General features: G+C 48.8%; 10 protein-coding genes and 1 pseudogene. 4 read left to right on the plus strand and 7 right to left on the minus strand.

Annotated elements, in window-relative coordinates; all coding sequences use genetic code 11:
• Position 1 precedes the first annotated feature (1 nt).
• On the minus strand, positions 2 to 3,643 hold the full coding sequence (locus AS151_RS08090) for an NB-ARC domain-containing protein (RefSeq protein WP_071516536.1): 3,642 nt from the start codon (positions 3,641 to 3,643) through the stop codon (positions 2 to 4).
• Between the two features lie 648 nt (positions 3,644 to 4,291).
• Between AS151_RS08090 and AS151_RS08100 the strand changes: the two genes are divergently transcribed.
• Positions 4,292 to 4,864 carry a hypothetical protein gene (locus AS151_RS08100; protein WP_071516538.1) on the plus strand — a complete coding sequence of 191 codons (573 nt, stop codon included), beginning with the start codon at positions 4,292 to 4,294 and terminating at the stop codon, positions 4,862 to 4,864.
• Positions 4,865 to 5,033: 169 nt separating this feature from the next.
• Here the strand turns inward: AS151_RS08100 and AS151_RS08105 are convergent, their stop codons facing one another.
• On the minus strand, positions 5,034 to 6,104 hold the full coding sequence (locus tag AS151_RS08105) for a hypothetical protein (RefSeq protein WP_071516539.1): 1,071 nt from the start codon (positions 6,102 to 6,104) through the stop codon (positions 5,034 to 5,036).
• 359 nt (positions 6,105 to 6,463) lie between these two features.
• On the opposite strand from AS151_RS08105, the pseudogene AS151_RS08110 reads away from it, so the two are divergent.
• A pseudogene (locus tag AS151_RS08110) lies at positions 6,464 to 7,322 on the plus strand (DUF72 domain-containing protein).
• On the opposite strand, the gene AS151_RS08115 reads toward AS151_RS08110, so the two are convergent.
• Both AS151_RS08115 and AS151_RS08120 read right to left on the minus strand, forming a co-directional pair.
• Entirely contained in the window at positions 7,314 to 9,284 is a 1,971-nt protein-coding gene (locus AS151_RS08115) for a hypothetical protein (RefSeq protein WP_071516540.1), read from the minus strand. The pseudogene AS151_RS08110 and the gene AS151_RS08115 overlap by 9 nt on opposite strands.
• Positions 9,285 to 9,317: 33 nt before the next feature.
• A complete protein-coding gene (locus tag AS151_RS08120; protein ID WP_071516541.1) occupies positions 9,318 to 10,781 on the minus strand; it encodes a YdiU family protein in 1,464 nt (487 codons plus the stop codon).
• Between the two features lie 765 nt (positions 10,782 to 11,546).
• Between AS151_RS08120 and AS151_RS08130 the strand changes: the two genes are divergently transcribed.
• Complete coding sequence (locus AS151_RS08130; RefSeq protein ID WP_084639459.1) at positions 11,547 to 12,656, plus strand: mechanosensitive ion channel domain-containing protein; 1,110 nt, start codon at positions 11,547 to 11,549, stop codon at positions 12,654 to 12,656.
• Complete coding sequence (locus tag AS151_RS08135) at positions 12,631 to 13,770, plus strand: mechanosensitive ion channel domain-containing protein (protein WP_084639460.1); 1,140 nt, start codon at positions 12,631 to 12,633, stop codon at positions 13,768 to 13,770. Before AS151_RS08130 ends, AS151_RS08135 begins: the two co-directional genes overlap by 26 nt.
• A gap of 5 nt (positions 13,771 to 13,775) precedes the next feature.
• On the opposite strand, the gene fabG is transcribed toward AS151_RS08135, so the two are convergent.
• The 3 genes from fabG to AS151_RS08150 form a co-directional block, all read right to left on the minus strand.
• Positions 13,776 to 14,474, minus strand: a complete 699-nt coding sequence (fabG, locus tag AS151_RS08140) for a 3-oxoacyl-ACP reductase FabG (RefSeq protein WP_071516600.1) — start codon at positions 14,472 to 14,474, stop codon at positions 13,776 to 13,778.
• A 102-nt stretch (positions 14,475 to 14,576) separates the two neighbouring features.
• Positions 14,577 to 16,799, minus strand: a complete 2,223-nt coding sequence (locus tag AS151_RS08145) for an ATP-dependent helicase (protein ID WP_244532941.1) — start codon at positions 16,797 to 16,799, stop codon at positions 14,577 to 14,579.
• Between the two features lie 161 nt (positions 16,800 to 16,960).
• Entirely contained in the window at positions 16,961 to 17,425 is a 465-nt protein-coding gene (locus tag AS151_RS08150) for a hypothetical protein (RefSeq protein ID WP_211517560.1), read from the minus strand.
• Between the last annotated feature and the right edge of the window lie 123 nt (positions 17,426 to 17,548).

Raw genomic sequence — 17,548 nt, forward strand, 5'->3', positions numbered from 1 at the left:
TTCAGACCACCGCGCCTAAGGTTTGCAACGTCGCAATCGTCGCTGGGGTGATGCCGCGAACCCCAGTTAGCTTCATGCCTTCGTAAAGGCGTTTGGCGATTAACACTTGGATGCATTCTCCGGTTTTCACGCGCCAAATACGGACGGTTTGGTCTTGAGAACCAGATGCCAGAAAGTCTCCGTTGGGATGGAAGGCAACGGCAGAAACCAAGTGAGAATGTCCGACGCAAACGCGATCGCACTCACCGATAACCGTATTCCAAATTCTCACCGTGCGATCGTGAGCTGCACTAGCCAACCACCGACCGTCTGGGGAAAAGGCAACCGCAAACACCCAGTTGGTATGTCCGATGTAGGTTTGCAAGCATTCTCCCGTAGTTATATCCCACAGTTTGATAGTTCGATCGGTACTGCAACTAGCAAGTCGTTTGCCATCGGGATGAAAAGCAACCCCCCAAATCCGGCTGGTATGCCCTTGTAAAGTTTTCCAGCAACGACCGGAATCTACCTCCCACAATTGAATCTTTTGGTCAACGCCACAACTCGCCAAAAGCTCTCCATGGGGATGAAAGGCAACGCCCAGAAGTTTTTTGCTGTGTCCGGTGAGGGTTTGCAAGCATTGTCCCGTACGCATATCCCAAAGTTTTACCGTACAATCGGCACTGACACTGGCTAAAATCTGTCCTTGGGGATGAAAAGCCACCGCATCGATCCAATCCGCGTGACCTTGCAAGACTTGAAAGCACGTCCCGGTTCTAACTTGCCACAGGCGAATCGAGGAATCCGTACTGCCGCTAGCGAGAATTTCCCCGTCGGGACTGAAAGCCAAGGAATAGATAAAATCGGTATGTCCTTGCAAAGTTTGCCAGCATTCTCCTGCTGGCCAGTGCCACAGCCGGATACTTTTGTCGTTGCTGCCGCTGGCGAGAAGATCGCCAACTTGCATCTCGTCGTTCGAGGATTCTTGAGGACAAAACGCCACGGGAAGCGCCCAATCGGTGTGTCCGTACCAAGTTTTCAAACACTGTCCCTTTTGATAGTCCCACAAGCGTAAGGTTTGGTCCAAACTAACACAGGCAAGGGTGCGGTCGTCGGCGCAAATGGCAACGCAGCAGACTTCGTTGCTTTGTCCGCAGAGGGTTTTGAGGCAGGTAGAACTGTAGCGGTCCCAAAATTTAACCGTGCGATCGCCGCTGCCGCTGACAATGGTATCTCCTGCGGGATTGAACGCCACAGAATAAATAATATCTTGATGTCCCGTATAGGTTTGCAAACAGGTTCCGCTTTGGCAGTCCCACAGTTTGATGGTAAAATCGTTACCGGCACTGGCTAATACATCCCCATCGGGACCAAACGCGATCGCGCGAACCCATCCCATTTCATCTGTCAAACTCCTGATACAAATGCCCCCGCTAGCATCCCAAAACTTAATTGTGCCATCGGCGCTGCTGCTAGCAATGAAACGACCCTCGGGAGAAAAAGCGACAGAACTCACCCAATTGCTGTGACCGCTGAGGGTTTGCAAGCAGCGACCATCGCGAACGTGCCAAATTTTCACCGTGCGATCGCCGCTGGCACTGGCTAGCTTTTCCCCATCAGGGCTATAAGCCACCGCAAAAACCTCGTGTGCGTGTCCGACCAGCGTTTTAATACAAACACCATCCCCAACATTCCAAATTTTAATGGTTTCGTCGGCACCGCAACTGGCGAAAGTCAGCCCATCCGGGGCAAAGGTAACAAAACGCACCCAGTTCTCATGTCCCCGACAGATGTACAATAGTTTTCCCGAGGGAACTTCCCACACGCGGACATTGCAATCGGTATCGCAAGTTGCCAACAACTGACCATTGGGGGAAAATGCTGCCGATAAAATATTGCCCAAGGTTTCGGTAAACACGCAGCGAGACAAATCGGAGTTGGTAAAGTCCACATCGTGCAGTCGTATTCCCTGCAAATACGCTTGCCAGACCGTCAGCTGCGAACAATCCAATCCCGTCAGGTCTGCTTTGGCTTGAGCCAGTAAATTCAGCACATTGCCCGCCGCATAGCCAGTTTCCCGGGGGGATTTGCCGCGCAATCTCGGCAAAATATTTTGCAAATAATGGCGGAGATTGTTTGTCTCTCCCCAAGTGACAGCAAGCTGTTCTACAATGGGTTGTACGATGAGATTGGCTTGGGTTTCCCGAATGTAGTCTTTGGCGGTAGCTTGCAGCAAGGCATGGGTAACAAAAATGGGAGATGGCAGGTGGTTGGGTGGTTCTTGACTGGCATTGGCTAGGGTTTCCAGGGCCGTACAAACTTGTTCGACGAACCGTATGGTGGCATATTCCATTACCACTGGCTGTTGGGTGAACCCAGTACTACTTTTTTCAATCAGAGAACGACGTTGCAGGGAATGTAAAGATTCTACCAAATCCCGCGGGGGAACAGCGATCGCCAAATCGGCTTGCAGCTGCCCTAGGGTGACCGATTCGCGCGCGATCGCCAGCCAGTACATCAAATGGTATTCTATAGGGGTCAATCGCCGAAACTGCTGTTCCAACAACGTACGAATATCGTCGAACAAGAACGTACCTTGCTGGGTGGTATTTAAAAACTCGGGAATATTGCTGTCAAAGTAGTCGCGAACTGCAGAAGCTACAATTTTCAGCGCCAGGGGATTGCCAGAGTAGCGAGAAATGAGGGTTTGCCAGTGGTTTTCAGTGGCGGTAAAGGTTCCTTTCAGATTAAACAACTGCCGACCTTCGTTTTCTGCCAAACCGCTGACTTGAAACGATCGCACTGGCAGGCTTTCTCCCTCCCACATGGCTATCCCTTGGGGTTTTTCCCGGGAAGTAAGCAGCAAACAGCTTTGGTGGCTGGTTTCCGCCACACACTGCAAAAACTGTCCGTAACCTTCGTACCCTTGGCGATAGTCTCCCGTGCGATCGCCGGGTTGTAAAATGGATTCAACATTATCCAAAACCAACAAACAGCGATAGCGTCGCAAATAATCCAACAGTTTGCTCATTTGGCGTTCCCAACCATCTGGCAAACGAATTTCCTGTTGTTGCGAGAAAAACTGAATGCAGTCGGTAAGAATTTCTTCGATTCCGGGAGCATTGCGCAGCGATCGCCAAATGATATATTGAAAACAGCGATCGTTAGAGACATGTTGCCCGCGCATTTCTGCAATTTCCCTGGCTACCTTCACCGCCAAAGCACTCTTGCCAATGCCTCCCATTCCCAATAGGGTGACCAACCGGCAATTTTCTGCAAAAATCCATCGTTCGATCGTTTGTAACGCCGCCTCGCGACCGTAAAAAATAGAAACATCCGGCGCATCTCCCCAATCGGTATAGAACTGCCACTCCACCGATGCCTGCAATGGGTCGCTACCTTCGATAACTTCCTGCCAATCAATCTCAAGAACCTGGCAGTATGCCTTAAACGCTTCTTCGTTAATGGGTGTTTTTCCCGCCAAAAATCGCTTCCAGGTTCCCTCGGAAATGCCGGCAGCGAAAACGCCATCGTCTTCCCAAGATACCCCCAAAACCTTGCTAGCTTCTTCCAACCAACGGAAGCTGCTAGCCGACCAGCCTTTTTGACAGCGCGATCGCTTGATGCGTATGAGTCCTTGCGGTGAAGCTTTCAGCGTAGCCATGATATCAATAAGTTTTTGACTGGAAGTAGAAAAGGGTAGGCAAGGTACAAAGAAAATCGTACTCTGCCTAGATATCGATTGGTGAATCTACCGCTTGCGGCGTTTCGCAATATCTCATGGAACGATGCCGCCTTGCCGTTTTCTTAGAAACCTGTTCGTTGGTTGGGAATTCCCAAATAGAGGAAAACGAGGCGTCAAGCTTCTTGTTGGCTGCCAGCGCATATGTCCACCTAGCTTGTATGTCAAATTGTAATGAAATTTTCCCGCAAAGTGCCAAATTTGTTTACAAAAAAATACAATCTTGCTGGCAAGATCGCATTGAATAAAATTGTTTTGATACAAGCAAGCTGCTGCAAGATGTTTTGGGGGCGCAATTTTTTTACAAAGCCATTTCCGAAATTTGCCAATTTTTCTGGCAGAGGCGTTTTGCGAAGCATCCCTACCCAAACATCCCGATTATTTCTTACAGATTTTTAGAACAATGATATAGAACCATCCACAGGAAATGGTCAAAATCAACAATCATTTATTTATAAATCACTTTATAAAGATAAAATAATAATTAAAGTTAACTATGACAAGCTGTCTTTTGACGCTTTGAGGATTTTTCTCTATACTACTTTATTGCTAGAAATCAAGAAAATTTTTATGAATTCCTGCGAACAAGAAAAGAAAAAACGCCAACTCGTTTCGGTTGGTATTGGCGCTCACGGTATAATTGCCATTGGCATTGGTGCCCATGGTATTATTGCTATTGGTGTGTCTGCCCATGGTTTAATTGCGATCGCGATTATTCCCATGGGGGTCATTTCTATTGGTGTAATTTCCATGGGAGTTTTTAGTGTGGGGGCAGTTTCCATGGGAATTGTTACCCTATCTTCGATGGGAATGGGTCTCTATCAATTTCCCCAAAAACCCAAATCCCACGATATGGAAATGGGGCATTTCAATTTACAAAAATTTCCCCTTGCCAACACCACTCCTTCGTTTCTCCCAATGGCAGAAACCTTGGAAAAAAATGATTTGGTTGTGGTAACAAAATACGCTACCAGGCCTGTTTTCCAAACCAAAGAATTTCAAAGCGGCAATACTTGTACGGTTGCCCAGTTGCAAACTTTGCCATCTCCAAATACAGCAATTTCCTTCTTGCCTTCTCCCGGTGTGGCTATTTTTTCCTTGGTTCTATATTTGCTGGGCATGAAATTATGGCAACGCCGATAGAAAAGCGATCGCATTTTTGGGGATAATAGTATTTTTTTTTGGCGATACTCAATCTAGCAAGAGGGGCGTTTTGAGAAACGCCCCACAAAGATGCACCTAACCATCAAAACAGTCAACCCTTCCCCAAAACAAATATTCGCAATATTTTTGATTGGAAGAGACAATGCATTTATTCGCAGCTCACGCCATCCAGCATGTTATCAATTTGCGGTGTATTGGAACTGGTTTCCTGCAAAGGCCAGTTGCTGCTGCTATCTTCACCAATCCAATCCCAAGAACCTTCCCGGAAAGAACCATTTTTAGAGAAAAATTCCCAATGGAACCATCCCGTGCGATCGCCATTTGTAAAACGACCAACAAAAGAATTTCCATCCCACATACCGGCTAAGATACCTTTATCGGCATAATCGCCAATGAGAAATAAATCTCGGGCCATAATTTCTACTTGACCATAGGGAGAATTGTAGGTACCGTCAAATACCGTGCGTTCGTTATCTATGATGGATGTTGTAGACCCATTTCGAGTAAAATTCTGTAGCTGTTCTACTGTATTGGCAGTACGATTTCCTTGCCAATTTCGATCTAAATCATTGCCCTGCCAAGCCCATTTTCCTCGAAACTTGCCAGCATCGGACATATTAAAGCGAAAAATGCCATTGCGATCGCCATTGGTGAAAACACCAGCCACGCAACTATCTTTGGTTTTGCCTAGCATAATACCTTGGTTGGCATAGTCGCCAATTACATAATTTTGTATTTGGTACAGGCGCAGTTCGCCAAAGTTGGTATCCCAAACACCCGTAAAATCGGTGTTATTATTGCTACTGCGATCGCTATTTTGACGTTGAATTTGCGTATTGCAAAACGTACCTGTTTCTTGGGAATTGTTGCGCGGATGTTGGTAAAAAATATAAACCATATTGCGACTGGCATTCAGTCCAATTTGGGTAATAGGCGTATTGGCATTGCTGCCACCACCAGCACCAATGTAGCTGTCGTTTCCTGCAACCGGTCCGCGAACGGCCGTACCGTTATCAAATGTAATGGAACCTTGGGCTACTTGATAGGTACCGTTGTCGGTTTGAAAGTACACCAAAAATCGATCGTTGTCTCGTTGAAAGTTAAACTGTAAGTTATTGCATTTGGCAATCCAAGTCTCGGCAGAAGCTGGCGTTGCCGTCAGCCCTACAAACAGAGAAGCTAGCGGCGAGAAAACGAAAAAGAATTTGGTTAAGTTCATAAAACAAGTATCTCCGAAAAATAGAGCGCTGGAAATTAGGTAAAAATTCTTAAATTTATAGTCAATCGCTCCAATTTGGTTTGACTCAATTGACCAATAGGTATAACGTATTGATTCTTGATTTATCCACAAACAATGAAGAATTGATAAGATTTTGATAAGCGCGAATATTTTTGCTGGAAAGCTGCATAAACGAACAATACTGACTCTAATATAATATTTTTAGAAAGTGAAACGATATATAACTAGAAAACTGTCAAGGGAAGGCTGGACCGAACGAGCGATCGTTTGTCCTGTAGCACATGGTAAAGTACAATTGCCATAAAAATGCTAAGTTTTAGATAAATGGAAAAATATCTATGAATTTTTTTCTTGGTTGTGCTGTTTGGGCCTATAAAGATTGGGTAGGCCATTTTTATCCAGCCAAAACACCTCAAAGGGATTTTTTGCGCTTGTATGCAGAACGTTTGACGGCTGTGGAAGGAAATACCACTTTCTACGCCATCCCCGAGGAAAAAACAGTTGCTAAATGGGCATCGCAAACCCCACCGACATTTCAATTTTGTCTGAAGTTCCCCCGGGAAATTACGCACAACGGTTGGTTGCAACCGGCCGTTCCCCAAGCGTTGTCCTTTTTGCAAATCATTAGCAATTTAGGCGATCGCTTGGGACCCACCTTTGCCCAATTCCCCCCCCAGTTACGGTCCAGAACAGATCGACGATTTGACGGAATTTCTAACTGCCTTACCCCGGCAAAGCTTCCCCCTAGCTGTGGAATTCCGCCATCCCGACTGGTTTGTTGACCCCTACTGGCATCAAGCAAATGTCATGCTGCAACGCCTCGATGTGGCGAAAGTATTGCTCGATACCCGGCCGGTCTATAGCACTACCGACGACCCCCAGCGGAATGCCCCCACGCGCAAACCCAAGCTGCCAGCTATTCCAGAAACCACCAACCACTCTACCATCGTCCGCTTTATCGGCCATCCCCACCGCCGGGATATCAATCGCAGCTATTTGCAAGAATGGGCGGGATATATTGAAACTTGGTTGCAAGAAGATCGGCAAATTTATTTTTTCGTCCACTGTCCGCAGGAAGTGCATTCGCCGGGAATGGCTTGGGAATTTCAGCAAATGTTAGAACAGCGGGGCCTTCCCGTTCCTTCCTTACCTTGGCAGCAATCCCCGCGATCGCCCCAGCAGCTTACCTTATTTTAACCCAGCCTTCGAAGGGGAAAAAGAACTCACTGGAGAACCATCACCCCAAATGAAAAGTTCGCCATTGCTAGCGGCAGCTAGGGAACTTCCCCGGGTTCCGGTTATCAAAAAGCGACTATTTTCGCTCAAAGCCAGACTGCGGATGGGTTGCTGGGTGGTTTGCAGGGTTTGCAACACTTCTCCGGTTGCCAAGCGCCACATTTTGACGGTGGCATCCCGGCTGGCGCTAATCAGAGCTTTACCATCTAATGTAATTGCCAAAGCATTTACCGTGCTTTCATGGCCGGTAAAAGTAGCAATTAAAGCTCCCGTGGGCAAGTTCCAGAGTTTAATGGTATCGTCGGCACTACCGCTGATCAAAGTTTTTTCCTGGGTCGATACCGCCAAACTGTAAACACCAGCCTCGTGGTCGGTGAGGGTTTGTTGGAGTTGTCCCGAAGACAAATCCCACAATTTAATGGTTTTGTCTTGCGAAGCACTTGCAAGAGTTCCCTCAGAAGCGATCGCCAAATCGTACACCGCACTCTGGTGACCGGTGAGGGTTTGTTGCAGACCTCCCGTTGCGGCATCCCAAACTTTGATGGTGGTATCGCTGCCACCACCAATCACCCGGCGACCGTTGGAGGAAATAGCTACCGCCGTAACCCAACCAGCGTGACCGGTGAGGGTTTGCTGCAAGGAGAGTTGGTTATTTTGGGGGGTCCAGAGTTTCACCGTACCGTCTTGACTGGCGCTGGCCAGTAAATTGCTTTGACGGTGGTAAGCGATCGCGGTAATATCGTTATCGTGAGCCTCCTGCTGGCTGACCAGTTCCCCGGTTTCCAAGTTCCATAAGTACAAATTGCTATCCGTACCGCCAGTAACCGCCAGATTGCTATCCGGCAAAATGGCGATCGCATTGACCCCTGTGGTTGGAACCGACCTAGTGTGGAGGCGCTGAAAACTGGGAGGCGTGTAGGGGTCGGGGGGTCGGGGAGTTCCCGCAGCAGCCACTGGCAAGTCCATCGTCTTAAAACGTTCCCCGTATTCCAGCTTGTGAATATCTACAGAAACTTGCAGAATTTCTTTCAACACATCCAAGCGATCGCTGCTAGAAAACAAGCGGTCTCGTAACTTTTTCAACTCCTGCAAGCGCGCCACAGAAGGAACAATCCGAATCACGCGACCAAAATCTTGCTTGTATTTTCCACCTGCCAGCTGCGGCAAGGCCAAACTCGTCGCTAACGTGGCCGGATCGCCAACCACTTCCGCGCGGATGGTATTTTCGGCGTAGGCAGTCACAAAGGCTTCGTTTCCCGGAGAAGGCGCACCAAAAGTAATGGTTCGTAGATTCTTGGTTGGGGAGAGATTGAGTTCTTCCTGCAAAATCGCAGAAAACACCATGGCGGCAGCGCCTCCCAAGCTGTGACCGGTCACCCAAACTTCGTAGGCTTCGTTGCGTTGCTGGCGGTTGCGAATTTCTTGAAAAAAGGACTTGGCGGTGGCGTTTGTAAATACGGCATTGGCATATTCTGAAAAGCCGCGATGGACCTTCCCCGAACCGTAGGGAAACGCCGCCAACCCAAAGCGAAAATTATTTACCCAATCCACCAGGGATTCGGTACCGCGGATGCTAACCAAATAGATGGTTTTGGTCTCGGTTTGCTGTTTGGCGAGGATAGCCTGTACATCAAGATTGACACCGGGAACTTCCTCGCGGTTGACAAAAGAAACTTGCGCGTCTTCCCAGCGAACCTCACCATCGTACCATTGCACTTCCTGCAGCAGGGAATTGGCCTGAACCACATTATTGGCTTCGTAGGTCGGTTCGATCAGTCCTGCCGTATTCACGATCGCAGCACAAGTTTGGTAGTGGCGACGGCAAAATTGTTCGTTAAACTGGTAGCTAGTAGCCGTAGCTGTGCTGGCATGGCCGAGCCATGGTAGAAGGATAGCAGCTATAGCTGGGGTAAGCCGTTTCATGTGGAAACCACTCCGATGTTGATGTTTTAAGCACTACTGAGGTAGTTGTTGCAACAATTGGTAGAAAGGTTCCCAATTATCTTCATTGGCGATCGCTTCCCAAACTTCTTCAATGCGCGATCGCAGCAGGGGAACTTCCCGATTGTACGCCTTCAACCGCTCGGCGATCGCCTCTAGCTCCTCGCCCGAAACAAATTGTAGCAAGTGATGGTACCGTTCGCACCAAGTTGACATGGTTTCTGCAGCATTGCCCCCGGCAAACATTGGTTCCAGACTGGTTTGGATTTGCTGGGGAGACGCCTCCCGCCACTTGGGAGAAAACTGATAGCGTAGCTGCCGGAAAAATTCCTGGTATCCCACTTGGGTTTCCCACAGCATATCCAACGTTACCTGCAACATCTCGTTAGCCAGATCGATGGGAAGTTGTTTTTGGTCAAATCCCAACCGCCGCAGCATCAGTCGCCGGTAAGCATCGTTGAACCCATCGTCAAACTGGGCCAATCCCGCTTCCATATCTGCTGTAGGGATGGCCATAGACAGAGGTCGCTGCAGCATATCCAAATTAAAACGACAGGCGCGGGGTTGGTTGCCAAAACAGTAGCGACCCCCATAATCAAAATAGGCGGCAATGTAGCGCGGATTGTAGGTTTCGATAAAAGCGTAGGGGCCGTAGTCGAAACTTTCCCCGGTTATTGACATATTGTCCGTATTGAGAACCCCGTGGCAAAATCCTGCTGCCATCCACTGCGCCGCCAGTTTTGCGGTTCGCTGTACCAGTTCCGCATAAAATTGCTGGTAGCGGTCTTCGTACTGTTGCAGGTGGGGATAGTATTCGGCAATGACATGGTCGAGGAGTTTGGCCACCAAATCCCCCCGACCCATGTGATGCAACCGTTCAAAAGTACCGAAGCGAATGTGGGAGTGACTCATGCGAACCATAACGCAGGAACGGGTGGGGGAAGGTTCGTCGCTGCGCAGTAGCTGTTCGCCAGTTTCCACCAAACTGAGGCAGCGGGAAGTATTTACCCCCAGATGGTGCAACGCTTCCCCAGCCAAAACCTCTCGAACCCCACCTTTGAGAGTTAAACGACCGTCGGCGTGGCGGGAATAGGGGGTAGTACCGCTGCCTTTGGTTCCCAAATCGTACAGGCGACCGTCGGTACCGCGAATTTGACCGTAGAGAAATCCCCGTCCGTCTCCCAAACGGGAATTGTAGGCCCCAAACTGATAGCCATGGTAGCGCAAAGCCAAAAACGGGCGATCGCCGATAAATTGACCAAAAGCCTCGATAAAATCGCGATCGCTCACTACTGATGGCGACAACCCCAACCATGGTAGCAGGTCGTCGTTGCGAAAGCGGAGAATGTGCACCGGGAAGGTCGCCGCCTCGACCCGGTCGTAGTAATCATCTCCGAGAGATTCCAATGCCTTTTCGTAGGGCAAAATCAGGAAAGGATTGTTTTGGGTGGTGGGGGGTGCCGTCTCGGGTAAGGTCATGGGTTGCTTCGTTGCCAATTTGGCTATCTTTGCTGCTGGCAATCTATTGTACTGCTTGCTTCTATCCCTGAAAACGGGTTGCTAGACAGGCGCTGGCAATTCCTTGCTAGAGTTGACTGCTCCCATCTCTAAAGAGTCCTCAGTTGCACCTTGAAATGGTCAATCCCAAACCATGCTTTCACCAATTTGCCCAACGGCACCCCTTTCTATAAAGATCGTCTTTCCCCTTGCATTTGCCAATCTTTCCCATCCAGGCTTTTGCTATTTTTTTCCGTAGCCATCCTTTCATCCTAACGCAAATCGCCAAAAAATATTGAATAAATTAAGAATTTTTCTTTCTGGGACCGTATTGATTGAAAATTTGCCTTGATGCAAAAACATACTGGAAATTGGATTTCCCATCGCTTTCAAAATCGATGCTGGTTGGATGGAAAGGCTTCTCGACCGGCAAGCGATCGCAATGGCTTCCATTGACATTTAAAAGAAAACCTCTATAATCTTCATGTATTTTATCCAAATATTTGTAATCGGTCGTACTTGCATGCCAGCTGTCGGGCGTCGCTACAATAGCCAGGGTTTTGTAGGGAGTTCCCGTCCAGTAAGATTATTTGCAGATTTGCCAGTCCGTGTAGGTAAAAATGCTACCATTTGGCTTTGGCTTTTCTCGTAAACTATTGAAAAATCCTCTTGCCATTGTTGCGGTAATGGCAAATTAGCAACAGCCAGGAAAATCATCCCTCCTCTGGCGTGTTATGGAGTTTGTGTATGTGGTTTTCATTTCTCGACAGTCCCTTCAATACAGAAGCTAGCCTAGAAATTACCCCCACCGAAGTTAAAATTTTATCGGTTTTGGCCGTCACCGCGATCGCGGTTTGGCTAGTGGGATTGACTTTGCCAGCCTTAGTGGGTTGGAGTTTAAGAACCTTTGTTTCCCAAGAATCGGGAGACTTCTATCAAAGCATTCTAAAACCTTCCAAATGGTTACTTAGTGTTGTCCTATTTCTAGTCACCATCGATCTCATCGTCATCGTTCTCGACCTGCCCGAATTTGTTGAAATTAGCGTTAGCCTTATCCTATCCATCTTAGGCGCTTGGTTGGGAACCCGCCTGTTTAAAAAATTCATCGACGATTATCTAGTCAACATCGTTTTCCAACGGGGAGGCAAAGTCAACGAACTCATTATCGTTTCCCGCTTTGTGGTCAACACCACCATTATTTTAGCCGCCATTATCATCTTTTGCGAAACCCATCAAATCAACATCTTCGGCTTAATTGCCAGCTTGGGAATCGGTGGTTTGGCCATTGCTTTTGCCGCACAAAAAACCCTAGAACAAGTCCTCGGTGGCATCGTTCTTTACGTAGACCGACCCTTCTCCATTGAAGATTATATAAGTCTCAACGACGGCACCTTCGGCAAAGTAGAATCCATCGGTTTGCGTTCCACCCGAATTCGCACCACCGGCAAGGGAACAGTAGTCATCGTTCCCAACAACGCCATCACCCAAATGACCGTAGAAAACTACACCGGTGCCAAAAAAGTCATGGCCATTTTGGTGTTAAATTTCTATCGCATTCTTCCCGAAAACGAACGCGCCTTAATCCGCCGCGTCATCGTCGAAAGTACCGGCGACATCTATGGTGTAGACGACCGCAACACCGACGTTAGCTACCGGGATTTGCACACCGACGAATGGAAACGCACCCAAGCCCAAATTACCTTCTTTATTTTAGGTTCTGGTGAAAGTTCCATGGAACTGCGCCGCCAAATTCTCGATATCGCCAGCCGCAAACTTGCCAGTCGTTTGCAAACCTATGGAATCGAATTTGACGTAGAGGAACCAACAATTTATGTGGATTCACCAATTACCATTTAATGGCTATTTCTCTCAGGTTACCATTCCCAGTTTTTGGGAAATCCCAGCCATCGAAATTCCCCCTTTTCTCATTCAGCTGTTTTTATTTGTTCTCTTTGCCATTCTCTCCATCATTATTGGGAAATATACCCCCGGCATTGTTACTTTTTTCGTCCATCGCCTTTCCCCCCAGCAAGTCAGTTCCATTTACGACAATCTCATCAACCCCATACGGGGTCGTTTAAAAGTAGCCGGTACGTTAATTTTAATTTCCTGGTCGCTAACCTGGATTAGCCAGTACACCCTGTACGCACTCATCAAACCCTTCATGGATTTAGCCGTCATTGTGAGCATGGCGTGGCTGGCATCGGGGTTGTTTCGTCAGTTTGTCCGTTCCTACGCGCTGGAACTGTTGAAAAAATTGGGTCGGGAAGTGGACGAACTGCTACTAGTTTTTGAAACCGTTGCCAATATTTTAATTGGTTTTTTTGCCGCCTTGGTATTTGCACAAAGCCAAGATTTCAACTTAATTGGATTGATGGCCAGTTTGGGAATTGGTGGTTTGGCGGTGGCGCTGGCAGCGAGAACCATTTTAGAACAATTGCTCAGTACCATTGTGCTCTATCTCGACCGTCCTTTCGTTCCCGGAGATTACATTCGCCTTTCCAACGGCGAATTGGGAAGAATCGAGTCCATCGGCTTGCGTTCCACCAAAATTCGTACCTCGGGAAAAAGTACCATGTTCGTCGTTCCCAACTCCAATTTGGTGAACTCAGAAATTGAAAACATCACCAGAGCGAAGAAAATCATGGTGATGCTGTATATGGACTTTAACAAACGATTGTCGGAACAGGATCGTGCTTTGGTACAGCAAGTGGTTTCCCAAAGTACCGATTCTGTGTTTGGTATCGACCCGGGAAGTACCAATATGGCCTTTAAAGACCGAGAAGACAGAAAAGCTTCCACCGCGCGGGTAAGTTTCTTTATTCTCGGTTCCAGCGAAAACTCCATTCAACTGCGCAAGCGGCTGCTGGAGTTAGCCAATCAAAATATTTCCGAAAAACTGCAAAGTTTCGGTATCGAGTTTGTTATGAAAGACCCCACCATTTACGTGGAATCCCAGGTCACTTTATAAACCAACTAGACTTGGCCGTAAACGGGAAGAGTGGCACCGCTGGTTTCCGCTGCTGCCTCGCTGGCTAAAAAGCAAATGGCTTCGCCAACGGATTCCGGTCGTACCCATTGGGAGGCATTTTCGCTTCCCATGGCTTCCCGATTGGTTGGCGTGTCGATAACGCTGGGAAGAACCGCATTGGCGGTGATGTTGGTGCCTTTGGTTTCGTCGGCAATGCTTTGGGTTAAGGCAACCACGGCGGCTTTGGAAGCACAGTAGGAACCCAACTGACCGGCCGGTTGCACGGCACCTCTAGACCCTACGGTGACAATGCGACCGTAACCGCTTTCCAGCATTTTCCCCAGACAATACTTGCACATGAGAAAGGTGGTGTGCAGGTTGAGGTCAAAATCTTTTTTCCAGTCTTGGAAGCTGTACTCATGGATTTTCCCCATGGCAAAGCCTCCCACTAGGTGAATCAAAACATCCACACCGGTGGCCTTGTCCACCAAGTTTTTCACTTCTTCTTCGCTGCTGAGGTCGGTTTGTACGAACTGAATGCGGCTAAAATCGCTGGGGGAAAGGATGCTTTTGAGACGTTCGACGTTTTTGGCACTGTTGTAGGGAATGGTGACGCTGGCGGGTTGTTGCGCCATGACTTTGGGGGTTACTCCCATGCCCAAGCCGCCGGTACCGCCGGTTAAAATGACGTGTTTTCCTTGCACGATCGCCTCCAAAGAAGAATGTTCTCGCTAATGTCGTTTAAGATAGCGCAAGATAAAAATTTTTTCATAGAACGCCAAAGAATGCCAAACTTGTCCAGGTTTTTAAGAACAGATGCTTGCGGGAAACTGACGCCGCAATGCAATCAGTGCGTCGGAGGGGGGTTGTTCGCTAAGGTTTTCTGGTTGGTTCCAGCTAAACGGTGCTTGCTTGGCGGCGGACATCCATAGCAGGCGTTTGGCGCGGGTCATGGCTACGTACAGCAGTCGATATTCTTCGGCTTGTTTGAGGCGTTCGGCTTGTTCCCATGCTTGTTTGGGCGTGAGGAAACAGGAGCGATCGCGCAAGTAAGTGCGAATTTGGGAGCGCGCCACGTCGGCTAGATTGTATTCCCCCAAAAATTTGCTTTGCTGGGGTTGCCACAGGCTGCCGGGGATGGTGCGATGGTGGAGAAAAGGCAAAAACACGTAATCCCAATCCAAGCCTTTGGCTTTGTGCATGGTGATGATGGTTAGCTGTCCGGCTTGGGTATACTGGGACTCATCGGTTTCCGTTTCCACCGGCTGAAAGCGTTCGGCGTTAACGATTTCTGTTAAGATATCGATGGTGGCGGCGAGGGATTGGTTGTTGCCGGTTTGTTGGGCAATGCGATCGCCAAGTTTGTCGGCAGTGGCCAGTTCGTCGGCATTGTACTGCAATTCCATAGCCAAAAACGGAATTAAGTTGGTTGTTGGCAAGGAAAAACGTGCCTCTAGCAAATGCTGGCACAACTGACTGGCAGCCGCTACAGATTCGTTGGGGAAGCGATCGATGGTGGTGGGGAAGAGAAATTGTTCTGGTAAGCTAGCCAGGGGGTTTAAATCTTGGACATAAATGAGGTGGCGCTGTTGCAGGACTTCTAGGGCTGATTTGATATAGTCTGGAGAATGGGGACGGTAGAGAAAACGCAGCAAAGCAAGCATTTCTGTAGGGACGGCCGCTTGGCGATCGCGGCGGGCCACCTCATATATGGAAATATTTTTATCAAAAATATCGGGTTCCAGACCGTAGCTTTCTGGGTTTTGCAAGACATTCGCCAGCCAGTTCCCTTGTTTGTTCTCCCGTACCAACACGGCAGCGCTGCGCTGAGAATTTTCCTGCAGCAGTTCTTTGACCCGCCGACCGATGAGTTCTACCGTTCGATCGATGCTGGGGGGTTCGTAAATTTCCAAGCCGCAACCGGTGGCTGGGGGATTGGCATCGGGTTGGGGGTCTTCCCCATCGACAGGACGAATTTTTTGCTGGCGGAAGGGCAAGTAAAAAGCATCTTGCTGTTGCTGCCATGCCTGCTGGTTAGCCCATTCTAGCAGGGCATTAGCCGCATCCATGACGATGTGGGTGCTGCGTCCGGCTTGGTCCATGGTCGCCAGTTGCCCTTTGGCGGCGCATTCCTGGCAAAATTGCCGAAAGTAGATGGGGTCGGCAGAGGTGAAGGTGGCGTTAATAGCTTGGTTGGGGTCGCCGATGCGGATAATTTTCGGTGGCGTATCTGGGGTTTCGCTATCCCTGGCGAGGATATCCAGCAGTTGAACCTGTAGGGGATAGGAATCCTGGGATTCGTCTTCAAAAACGGCGAAAATTTGCGACTGCCACAGTTGGCGAATGTCGGGGGCCTGCAAAACCCGCAATGCTGCCAAGACCATGTCATCGTAATCGATGAAATCCCGCGATCGCAACAGTTCTTGATAGGTTTGATAGCAACTGGCGGCAATTTCTAAAATCCCGTATTCGTCGTGGCGATTGGCCTCGGCAACCGCCTGCAGGTCTTCTGGCAACATCCCCGAAGATTTGGCTTCGTGAATGCTATCGCGGACTAATTTAGGCAACACTTCCGTACGCAATACCGACTGCCGCCGCAGGCGTTCCGTTTCTTCGCCGTCAAACTCTTGTCCGAAGAGCAATTTTTGGTAGGCTAGCGGGTGGCTCTCGATCCAGCGTTCTACACAATGGCGTACGAAGCGGTGGCTTTGCTGGGGGGAAACGGTGGTACTGTCGTTGAAGTTGACCCCCGACAGTTCTGGATGGCGCGAGGCAATGCGAAAGGCCAAACCGTGCAGAGTATTGACAAAATACCCATTTTGTGGTAAACCCAACTTTTGCAAGCGCTGGCGAATTTTGTAGCTGATGCTGGTGGCAGCCGATCGCGTATAGGTAACCACTGCCAGTTGGCGTCGGGGATGCAAACGATAACGCGCGATCGCCAAAGCTGCGGCCGCTGCCATACCGGTAGATTTTCCCGATCCGGGAACGGCGGAAACCGCCAATGGGTCTCCTTGCCAAGCGGCCATAGTCTGCTGTCCGGGACGCAAACCACAATCTGGTAACCACGTCGTGCGATCGCTTGGATTAGGACGTTTGATTTCTATCCCCTTTGCCATCTGGATCTTATTTATCAGTTTTCAATAGATATTTTGCCGGAGATATTGTCTAGAAAAAAGCAACGAACTGCTTACCAATCCAAAGGCTCGTCGCCATCTTGTTCCGCATCCAAGCGAGCCGAGAGTACCTCCGTCACCACAGCTTCCAACGCGGAAACATCCAAATCGCGGCTGGGATTGTCTTGCAGGGGGTTAGCCATGGGAATCAGACGAACGCATCGGTGTTCTTGTACCAAATCGAAATAGGGATTCCCTTCGCGATCGCCTTGTAGCTGCAAGCAATCAAAACTCGCCAAATTCAGATAGAGCGTTTTGTTAGCAATCAGCGTGGAACGACAGGGGTCGCAAAACACCTCCACGATCAGACCCTCTCCCCCACCAACCGGTTCGCCGTCTTGAAAGTGAACGTAGCGAACCCGACTCAAATCTTCCAACAAACGCTGGATATCTCGTTTATTTACCACAATCCCCTCATCGATAATACAAGGGGCTGGCAATCCCATGTTGCTGCTATTACTGCCTTCGTAGTCGATCATAATCTTGCCTCTGGGCTTTTTTGGTGCAATTTTAAGGATGCATCAATGAAAAATCCAATACATCGGCCTCTTTTGTAGGAGATCTTAACTGGTTGCGATGGCAAGCCACAGCCTCGCGTTTGG

It is taken from the genome of Geitlerinema sp. PCC 9228 (genome assembly GCF_001870905.1).
Taxonomy (GTDB): domain Bacteria; phylum Cyanobacteriota; class Cyanobacteriia; order Cyanobacteriales; family PCC-9228; genus PCC-9228.

Bases quoted from the DNA above. Each gene is read 5' to 3' on its own strand.
- AS151_RS08135 (WP_084639460.1), top strand. From the start codon at position 12,631: ATGTGGATTCACCAATTACCATTTAATGGCTATTTCTCTCAGGTTACC.
- AS151_RS08145 (WP_244532941.1), bottom strand. From the start codon at position 16,799: ATGGCCGCTTGGCAAGGAGACCCATTGGCGGTTTCCGCCGTTCCCGGA.
- AS151_RS08120 (WP_071516541.1), bottom strand. From the start codon at position 10,781: ATGACCTTACCCGAGACGGCACCCCCCACCACCCAAAACAATCCTTTC.
- AS151_RS08100 (WP_071516538.1), top strand. From the start codon at position 4,292: ATGAATTCCTGCGAACAAGAAAAGAAAAAACGCCAACTCGTTTCGGTT.
- AS151_RS08150 (WP_211517560.1), bottom strand. From the start codon at position 17,425: ATGATCGACTACGAAGGCAGTAATAGCAGCAACATGGGATTGCCAGCC.
- AS151_RS08105 (WP_071516539.1), bottom strand. From the start codon at position 6,104: ATGAACTTAACCAAATTCTTTTTCGTTTTCTCGCCGCTAGCTTCTCTG.
- AS151_RS08115 (WP_071516540.1), bottom strand. From the start codon at position 9,284: ATGAAACGGCTTACCCCAGCTATAGCTGCTATCCTTCTACCATGGCTC.
- AS151_RS08130 (WP_084639459.1), top strand. From the start codon at position 11,547: ATGTGGTTTTCATTTCTCGACAGTCCCTTCAATACAGAAGCTAGCCTA.
- AS151_RS08090 (WP_071516536.1), bottom strand. From the start codon at position 3,643: ATGGCTACGCTGAAAGCTTCACCGCAAGGACTCATACGCATCAAGCGA.